We start from the raw sequence: 24,231 nt of genomic DNA on the forward strand, positions 1-24,231 counted from the left end.
AAAGCCCACAGCGATGTGGGCTTTTTATTGGGCGGTGACTCACCAACACCTTCAGGCTGGCGCAGGCTTATCCGCGATGGCGGTATCCGCTAAACCTTGCCCCGGCTCTCATGCATCCGCGCCAGTTGGCGTTCGAGCATGGATGGGTAGGGTTCCATCAGCCGTTCGACGCAGCAAGCGCCTTCCGGGCTGGCGATAGGTCGGATACGGGCGCGTTGGCGGATCAGGACATCATCACTGATCTTGCGCTCCACCAGCAGCAGGTTCCGGCTGTGTTGTGACAGCGCAAGTGCATCTTGGGCGGTTTCGGTCAGCAACAGGTCGATTTGACTCAAACCGAACAGCCCGTCACTCAGGGTCAGGCCTAACTGCAATTGCAGAGTGATGCCGCTGTCGGCGACCTCGATCTGCAAGGCATGGCCCAGGGCGCGCAGGAGCTCGCCACAGCAAATTGCGTTGGTCAGGTAATCCTCGCCACTGTCCTGGCTATGGAACAGCATCAGCGTGCTGCCATCGTTCAGGGTGTGCAGTTCGCTTTGATACAGCGATGCCGCCTGATCCAGGCAGTCACGGTAACGTTGCAGCAAATCGGTCAGGCGAGCGCGGGGCAAACGGCGCAGTTGATCCTGGGCGCCAAGCTGTACGGCCAGTACCGCACTGTGTTGCGGCTGGCTCGGGACAATCGGAGCGTGCTTGACCACGGGTGCGGGGGTGGAATGATCACGCAGATCGGCGAAGGGGTCTTCTTCGTCCTCTTCATCTTCTTCCGCGACGATGCGCCTCGGCGCTTGCGCTGGCAGGCGAGGTTTAGGTGCTTCATCGAAACCAGGTTCGTGCAGGTCGTTCGCGGTAAACCCGGGTTCGTCGTCCTCTTCGGTTTCAAGGTGCGGATCGTTGCCAGCGTGTTCGTCGTATTCGGGTTCCGGAACGGGCTGAGGTTCAGGCGGTTCGGGCGCGAACGAGGCGTGCAGTTGACGGGCCAGGTCGCCGATTTCATCCTGACGCTCGGTGGCGGGTGTGTGCTCGTCGATATCGCGCAGCCACACGCGCAATTGCAGCAGGGGCGTCGAGATATAACGACCCAGACGCAAGCTCAGCGCCAGTGCCAATGCCAGCAGAATGCCGCTGAGGATGCCCATGCTTTGCAAGCTGATGGTCATCGGCTGCTGGAATTGCGCCATGTCCAGGCTGATGCGCAGATGCCCGGCGATCACGTCCTGGAAGGTGATTTTGATCTCGTACAAGCCTTCGGCTTCACCCAGCAGGCCGTTTTTAGGGCGCTGACCGGCTTCTGCAAGGATGCGGTTATCCACGCTGTAGATGGCTGCGTGGGCCACTAGCGGGTTCTTCACCAGATTGCCCAACAGTACGTTGAGACTGAGGATGTCGTTGGACACCAACAGTTCCGTGGCGGACGTCGCGGTTTGCGTGGTCAGGGCCTGGCCGAGGGCATCAGCCTGTTCGTGCATGGCCTGCTTGAACTGCAGGCCCATCACGCAGGCATAGATCACCAACGCCAAGGCGACCAGAATCACGTTATGGCTGGCTATGCGCAAAGCAAGCGGTACACGCCTATGGCGCAATGCCCGAAAGATCAGCAGGAAAAAATTATCGGTTTTAACTGGCGTGGGCCGGTTCACTGAGCACGGTTCTTTTGGTGAAGTTGCCGGGCAGTATAGCGACCGACCCTTGAGCGGCAAAGCGCTCGCTGTGCCCGATGGTCACTGAAAGTGGTTAGAATGCGGTTTTTTTCCACTGCGGGGGTGCGCCTTGCGCGAAATCGTCCTGATAAACATCACTGGTGAAGACCGTCCGGGTCTCACTGCGGCCATTACCGGGGTGCTTGCCCAGGGTGGGGTGAATATTCTCGATATTGGTCAGGCGGTGATCCACGACACGTTGTCGTTCGGCATCCTGGTTGAGATTCCGGGAACCGAACAAGGCTCCTCGGTGCTTAAAGACATCCTGTTCACGGCTTACAAGCTTGATCAGCAGGTGCGCTTCACGGCAGTTTCCGAAGAGGACTACGCGCACTGGGTCAACGGGCAGGGCAAGGCGCGGCATATCGTGACGTTGCTCACCCGTAAGGTCACGGCCGAGCAATTGCAGCGTGTCAGTTCCATTACCGCCAAGTATGGCCTGAACATCGATCAGATTGATCGCCTGTCGGGACGCATGCCGCTCGATACGCCAGCCGATAAAGGCAAGGGTTGCATCGAGTTTTCCGTGCGCGGCGAGCCGGCCGATCCAGGTGCGATGCAGGCCGAGTTCCTCAGCGTGGCGCAAGAACTCAATGTTGATATCGCGTTCCAGCAGGACTCGCTGTTTCGGCGCAACCGCCGTCTGGCGGTATTTGACATGGACTCGACGCTGATCGAGGCTGAAGTTATCGACGAGCTGGCCAAGGCGGCCGGTGTCGGCGAGCGGGTGTCGGAAATTACTGAGCGGGCCATGCGTGGCGAACTGGATTTTCGCGCCAGTTTCAAAGAGCGACTGGCGCTGCTTAAAGGCCTGGACGTCAGTGTGCTGGATGAAATAGGGGCTTCGTTGCGTCTGACCGAGGGCGCCGAAACCCTGTTCGCCGAGCTCAAGAGATTGGGCTACAAGACTGCGATTCTGTCGGGTGGTTTCACTTATTTCGCCAAACAGCTGCAAGCCAAGTTGGGCATCGACTACGTGTTCGCCAATGAATTGGAAGTGGTCGATGGCAAGGTTACCGGCGTGGCCATCGAGCCGATCGTCGATGCTCGACGCAAAGCCGACCTGCTGCGTGAGTTGGCGCACAAAGAAGGCCTGAGCCTTGAGCAGACGATTGCCGTCGGTGACGGGGCCAATGATTTGCCGATGTTAGCGATTGCCGGTCTTGGCGTCGCTTTCCGAGCCAAACCGCTGGTCAAACAGTCGGCCAAACAGGCGATCTCGACGCTGGGGCTGGACGGGATTCTATACCTGCTCGGTTTTCGTGATCGGGATGGGCGGGGCTTATAAGGTTTTTGCTCCCTCAGTCTGACTGGGGGAGCAGGCTTGCCTACCAAGTGCTACCAGGTGCGCCGCCTGTTACAAAGACGTCCACAACGAGTCGAACTCTTGTCCGGACGTCGCATCTTCGGCGCCGCCGGCGATGCCTTTCTTGCGTGGTGCCTCAATCGTCTGGTATTCGAACTGATTGAAGCTGCCGGTGCCGGTACGACGCTTGCCCAGGCCGGCCCGACGCTCTTCGCCGTTGGTGTTGATCCTTACCTTGTTGCCTTCCTGAAAGGGCAGGCGCGGCGCCAATAACGTCGCTGGCTGGTCGATTGCGCGCACTTCAGGCAGCAGCAGTGCCCGCAGGTATTGGCTGCTTGGCTCGCTGACGCGTACCAGTTGCAGGCCGCATGGCTGAGCATAGGGTGCAACCAGTTCAATACCCATTTGCGTGCCGCCACCGCGAACCTGACGAATCCAGCGCACGACCGCGATACTCCAGCCCTGACCGGCACCGTCTTGAATGCCGACCATTTCCCCTGCCTGTAACTGAGGCGGAACGTCTTTGGGCCACGCCAGGCAGTAGCCGCCCGGACTGTGGTTGATAACGTTCAGGGCGTGGGTCGGGAACGTCTGCTGGGCGTTGGACACCGGGTCGCCACCGTCCACTTCGGCCTGCTGATACTGAATCTCCTCGTACGGCAGCATGCTGTCCGATGTGCCGTCACGCTCACTGTCGAAGGTGGTGGCCCACGCATCGGTGGAGGCGATTTTGGCGAACTGCGTCGTGAACTGTGCAGTCTGACTGACGGCGGGCAGTTTGAGCATCTCGCTGAACGACTTCTGTCCGCCCAGGTAATAGTGCAGGGCGTTCATCCCAAGGCACAAGGTCAGGGTGCCTTGGCCGGCCGTGCGCTGAAACGTCCGTTCGGAGACGTCGCCCCAGGCCGCCGCCAGGTGTTGCAACAGATCCAGAGTGAAGCCGTGGGGTACTAGCAGCGGCGATTGCCCGCGTTTCTCCTCGGGCAAGTCCAGGTAGTCCTTGATGGCTGCCGCCAGTGGCAGTGGATTGATGCCCAGCAGACCGGGCAGTTGCTCATCAAGGAACAGTGACTTGTAACGCGGTGGCGCATCGACGGTCTGTGCTACAGCGAACAGGCTGGAGTCTTCCGCTGGCGATTGCAGCTTGATCAATGCACTCCAGGACCCGAGGACTTCGGCCAAGCGGCCGATATTGAGCTGACGCATCTGGTTACAGCGCGAACAACCCAAGAGCAAAGCCACCCCATACGTTTGCTCGATGCTCAGCGTCTGGGTATGGCTCGCCAGGCTGTCGGGCACGGCGATGTTATTTAACTGATGCTGACGCGCAATCAGATAAATCTGATGCAGCTCAAGCCACAGGCCCTCTGGTACGGGGCAATACAGTTGACTGGCGCGAATCAAAGAGCCATTGAGGCAGTGCATAGCGCGCTGCATGGCGGTGGTCAGCAGCGAAGCTCTATCTTTAGTCAGGTTCGGCGAGACGCGCGCGATGATCTGTTTGTAGCCAATGGCCAAGTGGTTTTGCAGGGCCTGGCAGAGGTTCGCAACTTTACGCGGGCGTTCGTCGAGCACAATCGCCTGACTGAGGAAGTGCCGCTCAAGGTTCTTGCAGACGTAATAAACCTCGGGGCGCAGGAGTTCGAGCAATTGCAGGCGGTTGTCGCTGGGCGTCAGTAACTGGCTGAGCTCGCCCATACTTTGGTAGAGCAGGCGGGCGGTTTCACCGAGATTGGCTTTGGGCAGGCTTGAGATCCAGCGTTTCAGGTCGCGCGGAGTGGCATCGCAGAACGACAGGCTCGACTGCGTTGGCGTGGGTACACGCAGCAACAACTCCAGACTTGAATTACTCATTTGCCCGACAAACTCCAACAGCACAATGGCTCGAGCGGCTGCTCATCTGAACATTGCCAGATTCGACTTTAGCAGCATAGGCGTGCAGTCGCAGCCTTTGATGATCGAGTGCCGCCGACGGGCGGCAATACTCGCCCGTCAGTCTATCGGATTGAGGGTATTGAGCGGCGTGACTTGACGTCACGCCTGGGCAGCCAGGCCTATGGCTTGCCCCATCTGCACCGGAGTGCCTGCGGCAAGCTGTTCGGCCCACTTTACTTGATTTGGCCCGAACAGCACGATGGCGGTGGAGCCCAGTTTGAAGCGTCCAAGCTCAGCGCCTTTCTCCAGATGAATCGGCGCGCGAGCAGCTTCGTCATAGCGTACGGTTTTCAGCTCGCGTTTGGGCGGTGTAACCAAACCGGCCCAGACTGTTTCAATCGAGGCGACGATCATCGCGCCCACTAACACCACGGCCATTGGGCCACGCTCAGTATCGAACAGGCAAACTACGCGTTCGTTACGGGCGAACAGCTCAGGGACGTTTTCGGCTGTGGTCTGGTTGACCGAGAAAATGCGTCCTGGCACGTAGACCATTTCACGCAAAGTCCCGGCCAGCGGCATGTGGACCCGATGGTAGTCTTTTGGCGACAAGTAGATCGTCGCGAATTCACCACCCATGAACGGTGCGGACAGGTTTGCATCACCGCCCAGCAGTTCCAGCACGCTGAAGCTGTGACCCTTGGCCTGGAAAATTCGACCATGATCGATTGGGCCCAATTGGCTGACTGCGCCGTCGGCAGGGCTGAGGATCGCGCCAGGCGTTTCATCCAGCGGTCGTGCGCCAGGCTTCAGGGCGCGGGTGAAGAAAGCGTTGAAATGCTCATAAGCGGTCAGGTCTTCGACCAAGGCTTGCGTCATGTCCACCTGATAGCGCCGGGCGAACCAGGCGGTGAAGGCATTTTTGAACCAGCGCACCTTGCACTCGGCAACGCAGCCCGCCAGACGAGACAACAAATGGTGTGGCATCAGGTACTGGCTGAGGATAAACAAACGCTGTTTCATCAAAATTCCTAAAGCGAAGCATCTATAAAAAGTTGCAGTTAAAAGAGGTTGCAATACGGGCCCTGGTCAGCGGTGACCCGGGCTGATGGATCGCCTCATTTTTCGACAGGCGTATCTGGGTGGTTACCCCATTCGCCCCACGAGCCGGCGTAACCTTTGACGCGCGGATAACCCAGCGCCTTGGCCACCAGATAGGTGAAGCCGGAGCGATGGTGGGTCTGGCAATGGGTGATCACTTCCTTGTCCTTCGTGATGCCCAGGCTTTCAAGAATCTGCGGCATGTCCTTGCGGATGCGTAAATTGCGTGCCGGGTCCATGCCAGCGGTCCATTCGAAATTGACCGCCCCGGGGATGTGCCCACCCTTGGCTGCGAGGACTTTTTCGCCTGAGTATTCAGTCGGTCCGCGTGCGTCCCAAATTGCCAGATCAGCAGCGCCCAGACGACATTGCAGGTATTCGCGGGTCGCGGTCGGCTCGCCGTGCAGGGTCAATGGCACGGGGCCTCCGACGTTCGGCGGAACCTCGCTCGAGAGTGGCCGCGCTTCAGCTCGCCAGGCATGCAGGCCGCCGTCGAGGTAGTGATAGCGTGAGTGACCAATCACGTCCAGCAACCAGATAAAGCGTCCGGCCCAGCCGCCGCCTTCGTCGTCATAGACCACGTAAACCGCTTTAGGATTATGCCCCAGCTCACCGAACAGGACTTCAAGCTGGGCCTGCGACGGCAAAAGGCCCGGCGCGGGTGGGTGGCCCATTTGTGTGCGTTTCGGATCGACGAAGCGTGCGCCGGGAATGTGTCCGGCGCTGTAGCTCGCGCTACTGGTCAGATCGACAAGAATCAGTTCTGGCGCGTCAAGGCGGGCCAGCAGGTCGCTGGGCTCGATGACCAGCGGCAAGCTAGAGAAGTCCGGCATTTAGTTCTCCAGATCAGAAAAAAGAGGCAAATTGTAGCTTACGCGTCAGGCTTTGCGGGCGCTAAAGCTGCTTAAGGCGCGCTCGATACATTGCGCGGTTTTACCAAAGGCCTGCACGCTGATTTCCGAGAGTGGTCCGCCGCCTTGATCGGCAAACACCAGCATGACCACCTTACCGTTGCTGCTGAGTGAGCGTAGCAACAGATGCTCGCCGGTAAACAGCCCTTTCAGCTGTCCGGGCAACAGCGCCGAAAACTGCGCGTTGTTGGCTGGATTCAAGCGCAATTGGGTCGGTTGCGCGAGCAAGCGTTGCAAGACGGTGCTTTCACTGATTTGCAGCGTGAGGTTGGCCGCGCTTTTGTCCAGCCCTGCAATTTGATGAACGCGCAGGGTGGTCATGTTGCGGTCCGTCATCAATAGCATGACGCGCTGCATGCCGCAGGCCACTAACGCATCGCGGGCGGAAGTAGTCAGGTGCATTGCGTTGTTGAAGCCGCTGGGCTCGACCAACAGCTCGGTGCAGCATTTGCGCCAGGCCAGCAGTGCCTCGGCCGACGGTGGCGGCGCAGGCAGCAGGCCACGGTGCATCCGCCGTGTTTCCCACGGCCAGATCAACGCTTCTGCAGGGTGCCAAAGCCCGCGCGCCCAATGTTGGCGAGCGCTTTGCACCGCCTGTTGGTGCAGTTGCTGTTGCACTTCACTCAGGGGTTGTTGCAGGTACAGGCTGGTGAGCAACTGCCAGCGCAGGCTGTGCGGGGTATCCCAGGCCTGTTGCGCCGACAGCGCGATGCCGTTGGCCAGCAGGATGGTATTGGCCGGATGGTTGAGCCAGCGTTGCAGGGCAGGGTCCTCGTCCAGCAGTTGCCGCTGGCGTAACGGGTGGAGATGGTCGCGGGAAATACGTATCGCTTTGACCAGCAATCGGCGTTCACTGATCAGCAGCCGATAACCCTGCGTGACCCACATGGGCAGGCGCCAGGCTTCAGCCACTGTCAGGCACAGTTTGAGCAGGCTGACGCCGAACAATTGGGTTTCAACGATCAGCGCCGACTCGCCCTTGTGAATCACCCTCAGCTCCCATTCCTCAAGCAGTGTGGGATGGGCGACCGCCATTGGCCACAGCGGCGACAAGAACAGCAAACTGCCCCAGTGAATATCCTGCCAGAGCCGAGCCAGGCGACTGGCGAACAGCCCGTTGGCCTGCTGCGTTGCGTGCTGGCTGATCAGCTGTAACTGGCGCAGGGCTGGTGGTATGTCCTGCGGGGCCCGCGCGGGCAGGCGCTGGAGCAATTCTTCGGTACGTTTCAAGCCCAGGCGGTTGATGGCGACTTCAAGACTTTCCGCCGGTTCCGACAAGCCCGTACTGTGATGATTGGCTTCACGCAATACGCTGAGCACCAGCGACGGACTTTCCTGCATCAGCTCGGCAATCTCGCGCAACGAGCGGCGGCTATCAGCCAGTGCACCGAGCACGCGTTCGTGGCTGGCGATTGGCACAGGCAAGCGGATGCTCTCCAGTTGCTTGAGCCAAGCGTCGAGGCTGCGTGGGACGGGAAGCTGTGCTGAGGTTTCTGGGGGCATGCAGGGGCCTGTACGGCTAAGAGGTCAGGATAATGTCGTATGCCGGGTTCAAGGACCGATCGACGCCAGACTCCCCGCTATGCGGGCCGAACTGGCTTTTCGCCTTAACTGACTATAGTCTGGCGCACTTATGCCGATAAGTAGAAGAAGAGTTTCAAGAACTTCCGCTCATGACCTCGAACCCGACTCAGTAAGAACTTTCTATCTATGGCTAAAATTATCGGCATCATTGTCGTTTTCGCTAGTGTGCTCGGCGGATACGTCCTTTCTCACGGCAAGATTGCCGCGCTGATCCAGCCTTTCGAGGTCATGATTATCGGTGGCGCGGCATTGGGTGCGTTCCTCCAGGCCAACCCTGGTTACACGACCCTCCTCGTGATCAAGAAGTCGCTGAAGATGTTCAGCACGCGCTTCAATCATGCGTTTTATCTGGAAGTTCTCAGCCTGATCTACGAGATTCTCAACAAAAGCCGCCGCGAAGGCATGATGGCGATTGAAGGTGATATCGAAGATGCCGCGGCCAGCCCGATTTTCGCCAAGTACCCCGGCGTGCTCAAAGACGAGCGCATGATCGCTTATATCTGCGATTACCTGCGGATCATGTCGTCAGGGAACATGGCGCCGCACGAGCTTGAAGGCTTGTTCGACATGGAATTACAAAGCATGAAGGAAGAGCTGGACCATCCTTCCCACGCGGTCACCGGGATTGCCGATGCGATGCCCGGTTTCGGTATCGTCGCGGCGGTGCTTGGCATCGTGGTGACCATGGCTTCGCTGGGTGAGGGTGACCAGGCTGCGATCGGCATGCACGTGGGTGCCGCACTGGTGGGTACCTTCTTCGGTATTCTCGCTGCGTACGGTTTCTTCGGCCCGTTGGCCACGTCTCTGGCCCATGACGCCAAGGAAGAGCTGAACGTTTTTGAAGCCATCAAGGCGTCGCTGGTTGCCTCGGCCTCGGGCATGCCGCCATCACTGGCTGTGGAGTTCGGTCGCAAGGTTCTGTATCCAGCGCATCGCCCCAGCTTCAGTGAGCTGGAGCAAGCGGTTCGCGGTCGCTGAGTCATGGAAAATAATCAGCCGATAATCGTCAAGCGCATCAAGCGCTATGCCGCCGGGCACCACGGCGGCGCCTGGAAAATCGCTTTTGCCGACTTTGCGACGGCGATGATGGCGTTCTTTCTGGTGTTGTGGCTGATGTCCTCGGCCACTCCGGAACAGAAACTTGCCATTTCCGGGTACTTCAAGGATCCGATCGGTTTCAGTGAAAGCGGCACGCCGTTCATCATTGACCTGGGGGGGTCGCCAACGCTTGCGCCCGACAAAACCTTGAATCCCGAAGTCGAGACCGTGCCGCAGCAAGACAAAATCAAGATCGAGAGCGAAAAGGTCGACGCCGTTGCAGAGCAAGTCGAGCAGGAGCGTCTGGATATGCTGCTGCAAGAGCTGCAGAACAAGGTCGAGGAAAATCCGGAACTGAAGAAGTTCAAGGACCAGATATTGTTCGAAATCACCCAGGACGGTTTGCGCATACAGATCATGGACGCTGCAAATCGGCCGATGTTCGACATTGGCAGCGCTCGTTTGAAGCCGTATTTCGAAGATATCCTGCTGGCCATGGCAGACACTATCCGAACTGTGCCGAACAAAATCAGCATCAGCGGTCATACGGACGCTACGCCTTATGCCGGGACCAAAGAGTTCGGCAACTGGGAGTTGTCGTCGAACCGAGCCAACGCTGCGCGTCGGGCGTTGGTCGCGGGTGGTTATCCTGAATCGCAAGTGGCGCGCGTCGTCGGGTACGCGTCGTCATCCTTATACGATCATGAAAACCCGCAGAACCCGGTGAACCGTCGTATCGACATCATTGTGCTGACCAAGAAAGCCCAACAGCGTATCGAGGGTACCCAGTCAGCACCGCAAACGCCTGAGTCCGGGACGCCAGCACCCGGTGCCGCTGCTCCGGCTGTCACCCCTGGTACTTCAGTAGATCCGGCCCCGCAAGCACCCCTGCAGCCCCATGAACTGCGAGACAAGCTCAACATCTTTGAAGATGGCGTGTTGAAGATGGATGAGACCAAGAAGTAGGGTGGGTCAACAGGTGCAAAAAAGCCGCGATGATCGCGGCTTTTTACTGCGTGCAGGAAAGCTTAGTAACTGTTTTCAGGCAGGCTGGCGATGATCGAGCGGTAGCTGTTCATCCGTTGTTGCTGAACGCGGCCTTCTTCAAGGGCCTTGAGCAGGGCACAGCCCGGTTCGCGATCATGTTTGCAGTCGCGGAAACGGCAGGTTCCGATCAAATCATTGAATTCGATGAAGCCAGCTTCGACATCGGCGCGGCTGACATGGCCCAGGCCGAACTCGCGAATTCCCGGGGAGTCGATCAAGTCGCCGCCGCGTGGAAAGTGGAACAGGCGCGCGGTGGTCGTGGTGTGAGTGCCCTGACCCGACAGTTCGGAAAGCGGGCCGACACGGGCTTCGACTTCCGGGAGCAAGCTGTTGACCAGCGACGATTTACCGACACCGGACTGACCGACAAACACGCTGATATGCCCGTCCAGCTGGGTTTGCAGCTGCTGCATGCCGTCGCCTTGATGGGCGGACACTTCCAGTAGTGGGTAGCCCAACTGCCGATAAACTGCCAGCAACGCATTGAGCGCTGGAGCGTTTTGGTCGTCGATCAGGTCAGCCTTGTTCAACAGCAGCAGAGGACGAATCCCCGCGTGTTCGGCGGCAACCAGATAACGGTCGATCAGGTTGGCGTGCGGCTCCGGCATCGGCGCGAAGACGATCACGATTAGATCGACGTTGGCGGCAACCGGCTTGAGCTGACCACGGCTGTCCGGGCGGCAAAGCTCGGTTGTGCGGGGCAGTTGCGCGACGATGACGCCGATACCCTGATTGCCGGCACGCCAGACAACCCGGTCGCCGGTGACCAGCGCCGGCAGGTTGGCGCGCAAGTGGCAACGGAACACTTGACCGGTTTGCTCGCCTTCCTGTGCCTCTACTTCGACCTGCACACCAAAGTGAGCGATCACAAGCCCTATTTGCTCAGGGCCGAGATCGCCGCCCTCAAGTGTTTCAAGGGTCTGCGATTCACGTTTGGCGGCGCGGGAGGCGCGCTCGCCCTGAATCTTTTCGATGCGCCAGTTTTGGCGACGATTGAGTTGGCGTTTGGCCATGGGTGTTCCGAGTCGATAAAGCAGCTGATTAGGTAAAACGCCGCAAGTCTAGCATGTCCCGCTAGGCTAAACTGCGCGCCTAAGTTGAGGAGTCGCGACATGCCCACGCAAGAAAAATTTAGTAAGCAGAACCTGATTTGGATCGACCTGGAGATGACCGGTCTGGACCCGGACACCGACGTCATTATCGAGATGGCGACCATCATCACCGACAGCGAACTGAACACGCTGGCTGAAGGGCCGGTGATTGCCGTGCATCAAAGTGACGAGACGCTGGCCCGCATGGATGAGTGGAACACCCGTCAACACGGTGGCTCTGGCTTGACTCAACGGGTCCGTGACAGCCGCATCAGTACCGCTGAAGCCGAAGCGCAGACCCTGGCCTTTATCCAGCAATGGGTGCCGGAACGCAGCTCGCCGATCTGCGGTAACAGCATTTGTCAGGATCGTCGCTTTCTGTATCGGCACATGCCAACGCTGGAGCACTACTTTCATTACCGCAACCTCGATGTTTCCACGCTTAAAGAGCTGGCAGCCCGCTGGGCGCCAAACTTGAAGAAGTTCGAGAAGGGCGGCTCCCATCTGGCGATGGACGATATTCGCGAATCGATCGGCGAATTGCGTCACTACCGTGAGCACTTCATTAAGGTGTAACAGGTCAGCAACGTTATGTGAAAGCTGAGACGTGGCGATAAATTTCGCCGCGCCCTCTTTTGGTGCCTCGTCTGACTGGTTAGACTGCGCGGCTTTATCGCGGGGACTCCGCCATGTTGCTGATGCTTTATCTAATCGCCATCACTGCGGAGGCCATGACGGGGGCGCTGTCAGCCGGACGGCGAGGGATGGACTGGTTTGGCGTGGTGCTGATTGCTTGCGTCACTGCACTGGGTGGCGGTTCGGTCCGTGACGTGTTGCTGGGTCATTATCCTCTGACCTGGGTCAAACACCCTGAATACCTGGTTCTGACCAGCGTCGCGGCGTTGGTGACCGTCTTCATTGCGCCGTTGATGCGCCATTTGCGTTCGTTGTTTCTGGTACTGGATGCGGTGGGGTTGGTGGCGTTCACGCTGATCGGCTGCATGACAGCGCTGGAGACCGGGCATGGCATGCTGGTCGCGTCAGTCTGCGGGGTGATTACCGGGGTATTTGGCGGCATCTTGCGAGATATCTTCTGCAACGACATCCCGTTGATTTTCCGTCGCGAGCTTTACGCCAGCGTGTCATTCGTGGCGGCCTGGTGCTATCTGATCTGCCAATATCTGGGGTTACCCAATGAGCAGGCAATTCTGATCACCTTGTTTGGCGGTTTTTTGTTGCGGCTGCTGGCGATCCGTTTTCGTTGGGAAATGCCCAAGTTCGTTTACAGCGACGAGCCGTAAAATCCGGACCTGCACCGTTTCATCGCCCATGTTGCCTCAATGCCCACTCCACATGCTCACGCACCAGCTCCGACGGGTAGTCGCGTCGAGCTTCCAGCGCTTCCAGCACGGGAATGGTCGATGGTGCATTGCCCAGCCCAACCGCCAGATTGCGCAACCAGCGCTCATAACCGGCGCGGCGCAGGGGCGAGCCTTCGGTGTTGCTGAGGAAGGTCGTTTCATCCCACAGGAACAACTCGGCCAGCCCCGCATTGTCCAGATTATGCCGTGGCTGAAAATCACCCTGGCTGGTGGGGCGGGCGAAGCGGTTCCAGGGGCAGACGATCTGGCAGTCATCGCAACCGAACACACGATTCCCAATCAGCGGGCGCAGCTCTTCAGGGATCGCCGTCTTGAGCTCGATGGTCAGGTAGGAAATGCAGCGTCGGGCGTCCAGCACGTAAGGGCCGACGAACGCTGCAGTAGGGCATATATCCAGGCAGGCCGTGCAGCGCCCGCAATGTTCGCTGGTGTGCGGCGGGTCGACGGGCAGCGGCAGGTCGACGAACAACTCACTGAGGAAAAAATAGCTGCCGGCCTTGCGATTGAGTATCAGGGTGTTTTTGCCGATCCAGCCCAGCCCGGCTTGTTCGGCGATGGCTTTTTCCAGTACCGGTGCACTGTCGACGAACGCCCGATAACCAAACGGACCGATGGCGTGCTGGATGCGTTCGGCCAGTTGCTGGACGCGTTTGCGGATCAGCTTGTGATAGTCGCGGCCCAGGGCGTAGCGCGAGACGTAGGCTTTTTCCGGCTGGGCCAGACGTTGCGCCATTTCAGTGTCGCCCGGCAGATAGTCCATGCGTAGCGACACCACGCGCAGCGTCCCCGGCACCAGCTCTTCCGGGTGCGAACGTTTGCTCCCGTGGGCGGCCATATAGTCCATCTCGCCGTGGTAACCCGCATCGAGCCAGCGTTGCAGGTGCTGTTCATGCTCAGCCAGATCCAGGCCGGCGATCCCGACTTGCTGGAAGCCCAACTCGCGTCCCCAGGTCTTGATCGATTGGGCCAGGGCGGCCAGGTCGGCGGTAATTGGCGGATTGGCAATAATAGCGGGCATGTGAAGAGGAAACCGGAGCGGAGGTGCGTATAATTCTGCCAGACATCGGAGCCTATGACGCATGTTGCCAACTAAACCCGACGCATTGTACTGCGCAGCCCACGTGCGAGACCTCGACGCCCGCCTGATTGCGGCCGGCACGCCTGGCATTGAATTGATGCAGCGTGCGGCCCATGCGACGTGGCGAGCATTGCGTCGCCATTGGCCAGAGGCACGTGAATTGACCGTGCTGGCAGGGCGTGGGAATAACGCCGGTGACGGATATCTGGTCGCGGCGCAGGCCCGGCGAGCGGGCTGGCAGGTCGTGGTGCTGGCGGTGGGTGATCCTGCACAATTGTCTGGCGACGCCTTGCAGGCACACGCCGAGGCGGTGAAGGCGGGCGTCAGCATCGTGCGCTGGTCCACCGAGCGGGTGCTGAGCGGCATTGTCCTCGATGCGCTGCTTGGTACGGGCCTGAGCGGTGAGGTGCGAGAGCCTTACCGCAGCGCGATCAATACGATCAATGCCAGCGGTCTGCCTGTCGTGGCGGTCGATATTCCTTCCGGGGTGTGTGCCGACACCGGTAAAACCCTTGGCGTTGCGGTTCGGGCTCAGCTCACGGTGACCTTTATCGGTCTGAAGCTGGGGTTGCTCACCGGCGATGCCGTGGACCGGGTTGGCGAGTTGGTATTCGATGACCTGCAGGCCGATCCGCTGATCGTGGCGCAAACGCCCGTCAGTGCTAAACGCCTGGATACGTTTAATTTGCCGCGTCTGGCCGCTCGATCTGCCTCGGCGAACAAAGGGCTGTTCGGTCGCGTGTTGGTGATTGGCGGTGATCACGGGTTTGGTGGTGCGGCCCTGTTGTCGGCAGAAAGCGCCTTGCGCAGTGGTGCGGGCATGGTGACGCTCGCGACCCGCCGTGAACATGTGCCGGCCGCGCTGACGCGAGCCCCGGAAGTCATGAGCGCGGGCATCAGCTCGGCCAATCAATTGCGCGCCTTGATCGAGCCGGCTGCCGTGCTGGTGGTGGGGCCTGGTTTGGGTCAGGCCAGTTGGGGGCGCAGCCTGTTGTCAGCGGCGGCCAATGCCCAGCGTCCGCAAGTGTGGGACGCCGATGCGCTGAATCTGTTGGCCGTTGGCGTTGTGACCCTGCCGCCCGATAGCGTGATCACCCCGCATCCAGGCGAAGCGGCGCGGTTGTTGGGGGTCAGCACTCAGGCGGTTCAGGCGGATCGTCCGGCTGCGGCGCAGGCGCTGGCACAGAAATACAAGACGGTTGTCGTCCTCAAAGGGGCGGGCAGCCTGATTGCCAGCGTCGATGGGCGGCTGGCGTTGTGTGATCACGGTCATCCGGCGATGGCCACTGCTGGTTTGGGCGATGTGCTCGCTGGACTGGTCGGGGCGCTGATGGCGCAGAAACTGCCGGCGTTCGAAGCGGCGTGTCTGGCGGTCTGGTTACACGCCAGCGCTGGCGAGCGTGCAGGGAAATCGGGCCGGGGGCTGGCGGCCAGTGATGTCATTCCAGCCATTCGTCAGTTATTGGAGGAACAGTCACCGTGTCTGAACTAACGCTGCACCTGGCCGATGAAGACGCCATGATGAGCTTCGGTTCACGTATCGCTCAGGTTACCGAAGGGCTTGGGGTGATCTTTCTCGAAGGCGACCTCGGTGCGGGCAAAACCACCCTGTCACGCGGGATTATCCGGGGCTTTGGGCATGTCGGTGCCGTCAAAAGCCCGACCTTCACCCTGGTCGAACCCTATGAAATCGGACCGGTTCGGGCCTTTCACTTTGATCTGTACAGGCTGGTCGATCCGGAGGAGCTAGAGTACATGGGTATCCGTGATTACTTCGATGGGAGTGCGCTTTGTCTGATCGAGTGGCCCCAACGTGGTGCGGGCTTTTTGCCAAAGCCCGACCTGACCATTACCATTAGGACGCATGCGGAAGGTCGATCACTGACTTTGAGCCCGAGAGGCTCGCGTGGCGAAACCTGGTGTGCCGCTTTGGCTTTGGAATTCAAATAAATGATGGGGTTAGGTATGCGCATGCGCGCGCTGGTTACTGTTGTAGGTCTGCTGCTGACGGCGCTGGCTGTTGACGCGTTAGCCGCTACACAGGTACGAAGTGTTCGCTTATGGCGCGCACCGGACAACACTCGGCTGGTTTTCGACTTGTCCGGGCCGGTCCAGCACAGTGTTTTCACCCTCACATCACCTGATCGTTTGGTTATCGACATTAACGGCGCGACGCTGGCGGCGCCGTTGAAGATCTCTACGGCTAACACCCCGATCACCAGCATGCGTTCGGCTCAGCGCACGCCGACCGACTTGCGCGTGGTTATCGACCTGAAAAAGGCCGTAAACCCGAAAAGCTTTATCCTCGCTCCCAACCAGCAGTATGGCAACCGTCTGGTGGTCGATCTGTTCGATCAGGACGCCGAGGCGAGCCCGGTGGTGCCCGATACAGCGGCCAACACCGCGCCCGCTGCGCCCGTCAGTCCGGCCAAGCCTGAGATCAGGCTGGTGCCTGTTCCCAACGGCAAACGCGATATCGTGATTGCCATCGACGCTGGCCATGGTGGCGAAGACCCTGGCGCGGGTGGTGCGCGAGGTCAGAAAGAAAAAGACATCGTGCTGTCTATTGCCAAAGAACTGCAGCGCCAGATCAACTCGGAGAAAGGCTACCGTGCGGAGTTGACGCGTACTGGTGATTATTTCATTCCGTTGCGCAAACGTACGGAGATCGCCCGCAAGAAGGGCGCCGACCTGTTCGTTTCGATCCACGCCGACGCCGCGCCGTCCTCGGCCGCGTTCGGTGCGTCGGTGTTCGCCCTGTCCGAGCGCGGTGCTACGTCCGAAACCGCGCGCTGGCTGGCCGACAGTGAAAACCGTTCCGACTTGATTGGTGGTGCTGGCGCCGTAAGCCTCGACGACAAGGACAAGATGTTGGCCGGGGTGCTGCTGGACTTGTCCATGACCGCCTCACTGTCTTCCAGTCTCAATGTCGGGCAGAAAGTCCTGAGCAATATTGGGCGCGTTACGTCGCTGCACAAATCCCGGGTCGAGCAGGCCGGGTTTATGGTGCTCAAATCTCCGGATATCCCATCGATCCTGGTAGAGACCGGCTTCATCTCCAACTCGGAGGAAGCGGCGAAACTCGCAGGTTCATCTCATCAGCAGGCATTGGCGCGCTCGATCAGCTCGGGTGTGAAACAGTTCTTCCAACAGAATCCACCGCTGGGCACCTATATCGCCTGGCTGCGGGACAGTGGCAAGATCGTCCAGGGGCCGCGCGACCACACGGTTCGCTCGGGTGAGACGCTGGCCATGATCGCGGTTCGTTACCAGGTGAGCGTGGCGACACTACGTCATGCCAACAGCTTGAGTTCCGATGAGCTCAGAGTGGGGCAGCGGCTGGATATCCCGAGTAATGCGTTGGCAGCTCAGCCATGAGCGAGTCGGCAGTGGACGGTGTGACCGACAGTGTTGAGATCAATAGCAGTGCGCGGATTGAGCTGCTTAGCCCGCGGCTGGCGAACCAGATCGCGGCCGGTGAGGTGGTCGAGCGGCCTGCATCGGTGATCAAGGAGCTGCTGGAAAACAGCCTGGATTCAGGGGCGAAGCGCATCGATATCGATGTCGAACAGGCCGGGATCAAGCTGTTGCGTGTCCGTGATGACGGCGGCGGGATTTCCTCCGATGATTTGCCGTTGGCGCTCGCACGGCACGCAACCAGTAAAATTCGCGAACTGGAAGACCTTGAACGAGTGATGAGCCTGGGCTTTCGGGGTGAGGCGCTGGCGTCGATCAGCTCGGTGGCGCGTTTGACCCTGACCTCGCGCACCCGTGATGCCGATCAAGCATGGCAGGTCGAAACCGAAGGCCGCGACATGGCCTCGCGGGTGCAGCCCGCCGCTCACCCGGTGGGCACTTCAGTCGAAGTCCGCGATCTGTTCTTCAATACCCCGGCGCGGCGCAAATTCCTCAAAGCCGAAAAAACCGAGTTCGATCACCTGCAAGAAGTGATCAAACGCATGGCGCTGGCGCGTTTCGATGTCGCGTTTCATTTACGGCACAACGGCAAGACGATCCTCAGCCTGCACGAAGCGAATGATGACAACGCTCGCGCCCGGCGTGTGGCAGCCATCTGCGGTCCAGGCTTTCTGGAGCAGGCGCTGCCGATCGAGGTTGAGCGCAACGGTCTGCACTTATGGGGCTGGGTCGGTTTGCCGACGTTCTCCCGTAGTCAGGCAGACTTGCAATATTTCTACGTGAACGGCCGTGCGGTGCGCGACAAACTGGTCGCCCATGCGGTGCGCCAAGCGTACCGCGATGTACTGTTCAATGGTCGGCACCCGACCTTCGTCCTGTTTTTCGAAGTCGATCCGGCGGTGGTCGACGTTAATGTGCACCCGACCAAACACGAAGTACGCTTCCGTGACGGGCGCATGGTGCATGACTTCCTGTATGGCACGCTGCACCGTGCGCTAGGGGATGTCCGCCCGGAAGATCAGCTGGCGGGTACCGCTCCAGCGACGGCGCTGATCCGCCCGAGCGGCCCGGATGCGGGTGAGTTCGGCCCTCAAGGCGAAATGCGCCTGGCCAATAATCTGCTGGAACAGCCACAGGCCGAACCTTACGTGCGGCCGGCGGGCTCAGGTTCAGGCGCTGGGTATCAATACCAGTACTCGCCTCGCACCTCCGCGCCACTGCCGACGGCCGAGGCGCAAAGCGCGTATCGCGAGTTCTTCGCGCCGCTGCCTGAAGGCGGTGCGGCGCCTTTACCTGGCTCTCAGGACGACATCCCGCCGCTGGGGTATGCCCTGGCTCAGCTCAAGGGGATTTATATCCTCGCGGAAAATGCCCACGGTCTGGTGCTGGTGGACATGCATGCCGCCCACGAACGCATCATGTACGAACGCTTGAAAATCGCCATGGCCAGCGAAGGACTGAGCGGCCAGCCATTGCTGGTCCCGGAATCCATTGCAGTCAGTCAGCGTGAGGCCGATTGCGCCGAAGAACATGTCACCTGGTTCCAGCGCCTGGGCTTCGAGCTACAGCGGCTGGGCCCGGAAACCCTGGCGATTCGGCAGATCCCGGCGTTGCTCAAGCAAGCCGAAGCCAATCGGCTGGTGCATGATGTGTTGGCTGACCTGATGGAATACGGCACCAGTGACCGGATTCAGGCACACCTCAACGAGCTGCTGGGGACCATGGCCTGTCACGGCGCGATTCGCGCCAATCGGCGCCTGGCCCTGCCGGAGATGAACGGGTTGCTGCGCGACATGGAAAACACAGAGCGCAGTGGCCAATGCAACCATGGTCGACCGACCTGGACCCAGATGGGTCTGGACGATCTGGACAAACTTTTCCTGCGTGGTCGCTGATGAGTGCTTTGCCCCCGGCTATCTTCCTCATGGGCCCCACCGCTGCAGGCAAGACCGATCTGGCCATTGAGCTGACCAAGGTTCTGCCCTGCGAGCTGATCAGCGTCGATTCGGCGTTGGTGTATCGCGGCATGGACATCGGCACCGCCAAACCGTCCAAAGAGCTGTTGTCCGAGTTCCCCCATCGCCTGATCGACATTATTGACCCCGTGCAAAGCTATTCGGCTGCCGAATTTCGTGCCGATGCATTGGCTGCGATGGCCGACATCACTGCGCGCGGCAATATTCCGCTGCTGGTGGGCGGCACCATGTTGTATTTCAAGGCATTGCAGGAGGGGTTGGCGGATATGCCGCCCGCCGATGCGAGCGTTCGTGCGCAGCTAGAAGCCGAGGCCGCCGCGCTTGGCTGGCAGGGCTTGCACGATCAATTGGCCCAGGTTGATCCGGTGTCGGCGGCGCGAATTCATCCCAATGATCCACAGCGGCTGATTCGAGCTCTGGAAGTTTATCGGGTGAGCGGATTGAGCATGACCGCACATCGCGAGCAACAAACTGCGCAAAGTACTGACGCAGCCGCTTCGGGACGTCATCAATTGCCCTATACTGTCGCAAACCTGGCCATCGCTCCGGCAGATCGCCACGTACTGCATGACCGTATTGCGCAACGATTTGTACATATGCTGGAACAGGGGTTCGTTGACGAGGTCCTAGCTCTGCGAGCACGAGGTGACCTGCATGCGGGGTTGTCGTCGATGCGAGCCGTGGGCTATCGCCAAGTCTGGGATCATCTGGATGGCAAACTGACGTGGGACCAGATGCAGGAGCGTGGCGTTATTGCCACGCGCCAGTTGGCCAAGCGACAGTTTACCTGGTTGCGTAGTTGGGCAGATTTGCAGTGGCTGGACAGTCTGGCTTGCGACAATCTGCCACGTGCCTTGAAATACATGGCATCGGTCTCCATATTGAGCTGATACCGTGCAATTGCCGTCTATCCTTGGGGGGTGGCGGCCTAAGTCAATTTGCTTACTATTTTTTTTCTATTGATCCTTAAAGGAGTGCGGCACATGTCAAAAGGGCATTCGCTACAAGACCCTTACCTGAATACTTTGCGTAAAGAGAAGGTTGGGGTTTCGATTTATCTGGTTAACGGTATCAAGCTGCAAGGCACGATCGAGTCCTTTGACCAATTCGTAATTTTGCTGAAAAACACCGTCAGCCAAATGGTTTACAAACACGCTATCTCTACCGTTGTGCCAGTTCGTCCAATTCGCCTGCCTAGCGCAGCCGAAACGGAGCTGGGCGACGCTGAGCCAGGTAACGCCTGATAGGAGTCTGCTTTGTTCTTTGAGCGCCACGGTGGTGGTGAACGGGCCATTCTCGTTCACTTGGATGGTCAGGACCCTGAGGCGCGTGAAGATCCGCAGGAGTTTCAGGAGCTGGCGATTTCTGCTGGCGCCGAGACCGTCGCGTTTGTCAGCGTGCCGCGTCATCGGCCAACAGCTAAATACCTGATCGGCAGCGGTAAGGTCGAGGAACTTCGCGACCTGGTCAAAGCCGAGCACGTAGATATCGTGATTTTCAATCACGTCCTCACGCCCAGTCAGGAGCGCAACCTCGAACGTGTTTTCGAGTGTCGCGTGCTTGATCGCACAGGTTTGATTCTGGATATCTTCGCGCAACGAGCGCGCACTCATGAAGGCAAATTGCAGGTCGAGCTGGCCCAGCTTGATCACATGAGTACTCGTCTGGTTCGTGGCTGGACCCACCTGGAGCGACAGGGCGGCGGCATCGGCATGCGCGGTCCAGGTGAAACCCAACTGGAAACCGACCGGCGTTTGTTGCGTGTGCGTGTGCGGCAGCTCAAGAGCCGTCTGGAGAAGGTCCGCAGTCAGCGGGACCAAGCCCGTCGCGGTCGCAAGCGCGCCGATATTCCTTCGGTGTCGCTGGTGGGATATACCAACGCGGGCAAGTCGACGCTGTTCAATGCGATGACCGACTCCAATGTCTTTGCCGCAAACCAACTGTTCGCGACCCTAGATCCCACCCTCCGTCGTCTCGAACTCGATGACTTTGGGCCGATCGTGCTAGCTGATACGGTCGGTTTCATTCGCCATCTGCCACACAAGCTGGTCGAGGCGTTTCGCTCCACACTCGAAGAATCGAGCAACTCCGATTTGCTCTTGCACGTCATCGACGCTCATGAGCCTGAGCGCATGGCGCAGATTGAACAGGTGATGGCGGTGCTGGGCGAGATCGGTGCGGATGGCTTGCCGATCCTTGAGGTGTACAACAAACTCGATTTGCTTGAAGGGGTCGAGCCCCAGATTCAGCGAGATGCCGATGGCAAGCCGCAGAGGGTCTGGGTGTCTGCCCGTGATGGTCGAGGGCTGGATCTGCTTAAACAAGCAGTGGCTGAACTGTTGGGCGATGATTTATTCGTTGGCACCTTGCGCTTGCCTCAACGTTTTGCTCGACTGCGTGCTCAGTTCTTCAAGTTGGGCGCAGTTCAAAGCGAAGAACATGATGAGGAAGGCGGGAGTTTGTTGGCGGTACGTTTGCCGCGTGTTGAGTTCAATCGCCTGGTGAGTCGCGAAGGAATGCAGCCGCAGGAATTCATCGAGCAACACACTTTGCAATAAAAGCCTGAGAAAGCGGTTGTGCCGCGGACACAGGCATTCTGTAGCATTGGTTGGCGTGCCGTGGGCGCGTCTTTGCTTTATCAGATGGAGAGCGCTATGGCTTGGAATGAGCCGGGTGGCAACTCGAATAATCAGGATCCTTGGGGTGGTAAGCGCAAGGGCGGCGACCGCAAGGGGCCACCAGATCTCGACGAGGCCTTCCGAAAGCTGCAGGAAAGCCTGAACGGGTTGTTCGGTGGTGGTAAAAAACGTGGTGGCGGCGAGGACGATGGTCAACGCAAGGGCGGCGGTTTAGGTCTGCTCGGCATTGGTCTGGTCGTCATTGCGGCTGTCTGGCTGTATAGCGCCATCTATGTCGTGGATGAGCAGGAGCAGGCCGTAGTGCTGCGCTTCGGCAAGTACTACGAAACCGTCGGTGCGGGTCTGAATATCTATTTCCCGCCATTCGATCGTAAATATATGGAAAACGTCACGCGTGAGCGTGCCTATAGCAAGCAAGGGCAGATGCTGACCGAAGACGAAAACATCGTCGAAGTGCCGCTGACCGTGCAATACAAAATTACCAACCTGAAAGATTTCGTGCTGAACGTCGATCAGCCGGAAGTCAGTCTGCAGCATGCGACTGAGAGCGCTTTGCGCCACGTAGTGGGTTCCACTGCGATGGATCAGGTGCTGACTGAAGGTCGTGAGCTGATGGCCAGTGAGATCAAGGAGCGTCTGCAGCGCTTCCTCGATACGTATCGCACCGGCATCACCGTGACTCAGGTGAACGTACAAAGTGCTGCTGCGCCGCGTGAAGTTCAGGAGGCGTTCGATGATGTGATTCGCGCCCGGGAAGACGAACAGCGTTCGCGTAACCAGGCTGAAACCTATGCTAACGGTGTGATTCCCGAAGCGCGTGGCCAAGCTCAACGCATCGTCGAAAATGCCAATGGCTATCGCGATGAAGTCGTGTCCCGCGCCAAGGGTGAAGCTGATCGTTTTACCAAGCTGGTCGTCGAGTACCGCAAGGCTCCAGAAGTGACGCGTGAGCGTCTATATCTGGACACCATGCAAGAAGTATTCAGCAACACCAGTAAGGTTCTCGTGACCGGTGGCAACAAAGGGCAGAACAACCTGCTCTATCTGCCATTGGACAAGATGATCGAAAGCGGTCGTAGCACCACTGCTCCGACAACCGGCGCACCTGCCGCTGCCAATGAAATCGGCGCACGTGCTGCGACCGAGTCTCAACAGCAGCACGATGCGCGTTCAAGGGAGAGTCGCTGATGAGCAATAAATCGCTGATCGCCCTGATTGTTTGTGTCGTGCTGGCGGTCGTTGCCTGGAATAGCATCTACATCGTTGCTCAGACTGAGCGTGCGGTCTTGCTGCAATTCGGCCGTGTCGTCCAGGCGGACGTCCAGCCAGGTCTGCATGTGAAGGTTCCGTACGTCAATCAGGTGCGCAAGTTCGACGGGCGCTTGATGACCCTCGATGCACCGACGCAACGTTTTCTGACGCTGGAAAAGAAAGCGGTCATGGTTGATGCCTATGCCAAGTGGCGGGTGAAGGACGCTGAGCGTTTCTACACTGCGACTTCCGGTCTCAAGCAGATCGCTGATGAGCGTCTGTCACGCCGTCTTGAATCCGGGCTGCGCGATCAGTTCGGCAAGCGCACCTTGCATGAAGTGGTGTCGGGTGAGCGTGATGCGTTGATGGCGGATATCACCGCTTCGCTCAACACGATGGCAAGCAAAGAGCTGGGCATTGAAGTTATTGATGTCCGGGTCAAAGGCATTGACCTGCCGAAAGAAGTGAACCGCAGCGTTTTCGAGCGGATGAGTACCGAACGTGAGCGTGAAGCGCGTGAGCATCGGGCCAAAGGTAACGAGTTGGCAGAAGGCATTCGTGCCGATGCCGATCGTCAGCGTCGGGTTCTTCTGGCAGAAGCCTATCGTGAGTCTGAAGAAGCTCGCGGTGATGGCGATGCCCAGGCGTCCGCGATCTACGCCAAGGCCTACGGTCAGGATCAGGAGTTCTACGCGTTCTATCGTAGCCTGCGCGCCTACCGTGAAAGCTTCGCGAACAAAAGCGACGTGATGGTGCTGGACCCGAGCAGCGATTTCTTCCGTTATCTGGAAAAATCCAAGCCGTAACCGGTTCACCCCGCCGGGCGGCAAAACCG

The 24,231-nt window shown here is 59.1% G+C and carries 21 protein-coding genes; 14 read left to right on the forward strand and 7 right to left on the reverse strand.

The features are described 5' to 3' along the window. Positions 1–89: 89 nt before the first annotated feature. Positions 90–1,640: a histidine kinase gene (locus QN399_RS04015; RefSeq protein ID WP_322177561.1), complete on the reverse strand. Its 1,551-nt coding sequence runs from the start codon at positions 1,638–1,640 to the stop codon at positions 90–92. Between the two features lie 130 nt (positions 1,641–1,770). On the opposite strand from QN399_RS04015, the gene serB reads away from it, so the two are divergent. Continuing rightward, entirely contained in the window at positions 1,771–2,988 is a 1,218-nt protein-coding gene (gene serB / locus QN399_RS04020; RefSeq protein WP_322177562.1) for a phosphoserine phosphatase SerB, read from the forward strand. Between the two features lie 69 nt (positions 2,989–3,057). Here the strand turns inward: serB and QN399_RS04025 are convergent, their stop codons facing one another. The 4 genes from QN399_RS04025 to QN399_RS04040 form a co-directional block, all read right to left on the reverse strand. Beyond that, positions 3,058–4,860 (reverse strand): molecular chaperone, encoded by a 1,803-nt coding sequence (locus tag QN399_RS04025; RefSeq protein WP_322277955.1) that lies wholly within the window; start codon positions 4,858–4,860, stop codon positions 3,058–3,060. A 180-nt stretch (positions 4,861–5,040) separates the two neighbouring features. Continuing rightward, positions 5,041–5,910 (reverse strand): archaetidylserine decarboxylase, encoded by an 870-nt coding sequence (gene asd, locus QN399_RS04030; protein ID WP_322182998.1) that lies wholly within the window; start codon positions 5,908–5,910, stop codon positions 5,041–5,043. An 89-nt stretch (positions 5,911–5,999) separates the two neighbouring features. Then, the gene (gene rhdA / locus QN399_RS04035; protein WP_330200590.1) at positions 6,000–6,815 is read right to left on the reverse strand and encodes a thiosulfate sulfurtransferase; all 816 of its coding nucleotides are present in this window, start codon (positions 6,813–6,815) and stop codon (positions 6,000–6,002) included. 45 nt (positions 6,816–6,860) lie between these two features. Then, complete coding sequence (locus QN399_RS04040; protein WP_330200591.1) at positions 6,861–8,396, reverse strand: HDOD domain-containing protein; 1,536 nt, start codon at positions 8,394–8,396, stop codon at positions 6,861–6,863. Between the two features lie 207 nt (positions 8,397–8,603). On the opposite strand from QN399_RS04040, the gene motA reads away from it, so the two are divergent. Together motA and motB are read left to right on the forward strand one after the other, a co-directional pair. Then, on the forward strand, positions 8,604–9,455 hold the full coding sequence (gene motA, locus QN399_RS04045; protein WP_322177565.1) for a flagellar motor stator protein MotA: 852 nt from the start codon (positions 8,604–8,606) through the stop codon (positions 9,453–9,455). Positions 9,456–9,458: 3 nt separating this feature from the next. After that, on the forward strand, positions 9,459–10,481 hold the full coding sequence (gene motB, locus QN399_RS04050; RefSeq protein WP_330200592.1) for a flagellar motor protein MotB: 1,023 nt from the start codon (positions 9,459–9,461) through the stop codon (positions 10,479–10,481). A gap of 62 nt (positions 10,482–10,543) precedes the next feature. Here motB and rsgA read toward each other — a convergent pair whose 3' ends face one another. Further along, positions 10,544–11,575 (reverse strand): small ribosomal subunit biogenesis GTPase RsgA, encoded by a 1,032-nt coding sequence (gene rsgA, locus QN399_RS04055; RefSeq protein ID WP_219062421.1) that lies wholly within the window; start codon positions 11,573–11,575, stop codon positions 10,544–10,546. Between the two features lie 99 nt (positions 11,576–11,674). Between rsgA and orn the strand changes: the two genes are divergently transcribed. Together orn and QN399_RS04065 are read left to right on the forward strand one after the other, a co-directional pair. After that, complete coding sequence (orn, locus tag QN399_RS04060; protein ID WP_322177568.1) at positions 11,675–12,229, forward strand: oligoribonuclease; 555 nt, start codon at positions 11,675–11,677, stop codon at positions 12,227–12,229. A gap of 113 nt (positions 12,230–12,342) precedes the next feature. Continuing rightward, on the forward strand, positions 12,343–12,954 hold the full coding sequence (locus QN399_RS04065; protein ID WP_322277958.1) for a trimeric intracellular cation channel family protein: 612 nt from the start codon (positions 12,343–12,345) through the stop codon (positions 12,952–12,954). Between the two features lie 19 nt (positions 12,955–12,973). On the opposite strand, the gene queG is transcribed toward QN399_RS04065, so the two are convergent. Continuing rightward, entirely contained in the window at positions 12,974–14,053 is a 1,080-nt protein-coding gene (gene queG / locus QN399_RS04070; protein ID WP_322277959.1) for a tRNA epoxyqueuosine(34) reductase QueG, read from the reverse strand. A 61-nt stretch (positions 14,054–14,114) separates the two neighbouring features. Here queG and QN399_RS04075 point away from each other — a divergent pair, with 61 nt between their 5' ends. The 9 genes from QN399_RS04075 to hflC all read left to right on the forward strand — a co-directional run bounded on the left by QN399_RS04075 (position 14,115) and on the right by hflC (position 24,202). Beyond that, positions 14,115–15,605 carry an NAD(P)H-hydrate dehydratase gene (locus QN399_RS04075; RefSeq protein ID WP_322277960.1) on the forward strand — a complete coding sequence of 497 codons (1,491 nt, stop codon included), beginning with the start codon at positions 14,115–14,117 and terminating at the stop codon, positions 15,603–15,605. Then, positions 15,593–16,063, forward strand: a complete 471-nt coding sequence (gene tsaE / locus QN399_RS04080) for a tRNA (adenosine(37)-N6)-threonylcarbamoyltransferase complex ATPase subunit type 1 TsaE (protein ID WP_322277961.1) — start codon at positions 15,593–15,595, stop codon at positions 16,061–16,063. The genes QN399_RS04075 and tsaE overlap by 13 nt, the downstream gene beginning before the upstream one ends. Positions 16,064–16,066: 3 nt before the next feature. Next, positions 16,067–17,491, forward strand: coding sequence for an N-acetylmuramoyl-L-alanine amidase (locus tag QN399_RS04085; RefSeq protein WP_322278491.1), 1,425 nt, complete (start codon positions 16,067–16,069; stop codon positions 17,489–17,491). A gap of 38 nt (positions 17,492–17,529) precedes the next feature. Then, positions 17,530–19,425 carry a DNA mismatch repair endonuclease MutL gene (mutL, locus tag QN399_RS04090; protein ID WP_323569474.1) on the forward strand — a complete coding sequence of 632 codons (1,896 nt, stop codon included), beginning with the start codon at positions 17,530–17,532 and terminating at the stop codon, positions 19,423–19,425. Further along, positions 19,425–20,396: a tRNA (adenosine(37)-N6)-dimethylallyltransferase MiaA gene (gene miaA / locus QN399_RS04095; protein WP_322177573.1), complete on the forward strand. Its 972-nt coding sequence runs from the start codon at positions 19,425–19,427 to the stop codon at positions 20,394–20,396. Before mutL ends, miaA begins: the two co-directional genes overlap by 1 nt. A gap of 93 nt (positions 20,397–20,489) precedes the next feature. Further along, on the forward strand, positions 20,490–20,750 hold the full coding sequence (hfq, locus tag QN399_RS04100; RefSeq protein ID WP_219062428.1) for an RNA chaperone Hfq: 261 nt from the start codon (positions 20,490–20,492) through the stop codon (positions 20,748–20,750). Positions 20,751–20,762: 12 nt separating this feature from the next. Then, complete coding sequence (gene hflX, locus QN399_RS04105; protein WP_322177574.1) at positions 20,763–22,064, forward strand: ribosome rescue GTPase HflX; 1,302 nt, start codon at positions 20,763–20,765, stop codon at positions 22,062–22,064. Between the two features lie 96 nt (positions 22,065–22,160). Further along, positions 22,161–23,333 carry an FtsH protease activity modulator HflK gene (gene hflK, locus QN399_RS04110; protein ID WP_322177575.1) on the forward strand — a complete coding sequence of 391 codons (1,173 nt, stop codon included), beginning with the start codon at positions 22,161–22,163 and terminating at the stop codon, positions 23,331–23,333. Further along, positions 23,333–24,202, forward strand: coding sequence for a protease modulator HflC (hflC, locus tag QN399_RS04115; protein ID WP_322177576.1), 870 nt, complete (start codon positions 23,333–23,335; stop codon positions 24,200–24,202). The genes hflK and hflC overlap by 1 nt, the downstream gene beginning before the upstream one ends. Positions 24,203–24,231 lie beyond the last annotated feature (29 nt).

The sequence above is a fragment of the Pseudomonas sp. 10C3 genome, assembly GCF_036346185.1.
Lineage (GTDB): Bacteria > Pseudomonadota > Gammaproteobacteria > Pseudomonadales > Pseudomonadaceae > Aquipseudomonas.

Bases quoted from the DNA above. Each gene is read 5' to 3' on its own strand.
- QN399_RS04065 (WP_322277958.1), top strand. From the start codon at position 12,343: ATGTTGCTGATGCTTTATCTAATCGCCATCACTGCGGAGGCCATGACG.
- rsgA (WP_219062421.1), bottom strand. From the start codon at position 11,575: ATGGCCAAACGCCAACTCAATCGTCGCCAAAACTGGCGCATCGAAAAG.
- hfq (WP_219062428.1), top strand. From the start codon at position 20,490: ATGTCAAAAGGGCATTCGCTACAAGACCCTTACCTGAATACTTTGCGT.
- orn (WP_322177568.1), top strand. From the start codon at position 11,675: ATGCCCACGCAAGAAAAATTTAGTAAGCAGAACCTGATTTGGATCGAC.
- motB (WP_330200592.1), top strand. From the start codon at position 9,459: ATGGAAAATAATCAGCCGATAATCGTCAAGCGCATCAAGCGCTATGCC.
- hflK (WP_322177575.1), top strand. From the start codon at position 22,161: ATGGCTTGGAATGAGCCGGGTGGCAACTCGAATAATCAGGATCCTTGG.
- queG (WP_322277959.1), bottom strand. From the start codon at position 14,053: ATGCCCGCTATTATTGCCAATCCGCCAATTACCGCCGACCTGGCCGCC.
- QN399_RS04025 (WP_322277955.1), bottom strand. From the start codon at position 4,860: ATGAGTAATTCAAGTCTGGAGTTGTTGCTGCGTGTACCCACGCCAACG.
- QN399_RS04085 (WP_322278491.1), top strand. From the start codon at position 16,067: ATGGGGTTAGGTATGCGCATGCGCGCGCTGGTTACTGTTGTAGGTCTG.
- QN399_RS04075 (WP_322277960.1), top strand. From the start codon at position 14,115: ATGTTGCCAACTAAACCCGACGCATTGTACTGCGCAGCCCACGTGCGA.
- QN399_RS04040 (WP_330200591.1), bottom strand. From the start codon at position 8,396: ATGCCCCCAGAAACCTCAGCACAGCTTCCCGTCCCACGCAGCCTCGAC.
- motA (WP_322177565.1), top strand. From the start codon at position 8,604: ATGGCTAAAATTATCGGCATCATTGTCGTTTTCGCTAGTGTGCTCGGC.
- miaA (WP_322177573.1), top strand. From the start codon at position 19,425: ATGAGTGCTTTGCCCCCGGCTATCTTCCTCATGGGCCCCACCGCTGCA.
- hflC (WP_322177576.1), top strand. From the start codon at position 23,333: ATGAGCAATAAATCGCTGATCGCCCTGATTGTTTGTGTCGTGCTGGCG.
- rhdA (WP_330200590.1), bottom strand. From the start codon at position 6,815: ATGCCGGACTTCTCTAGCTTGCCGCTGGTCATCGAGCCCAGCGACCTG.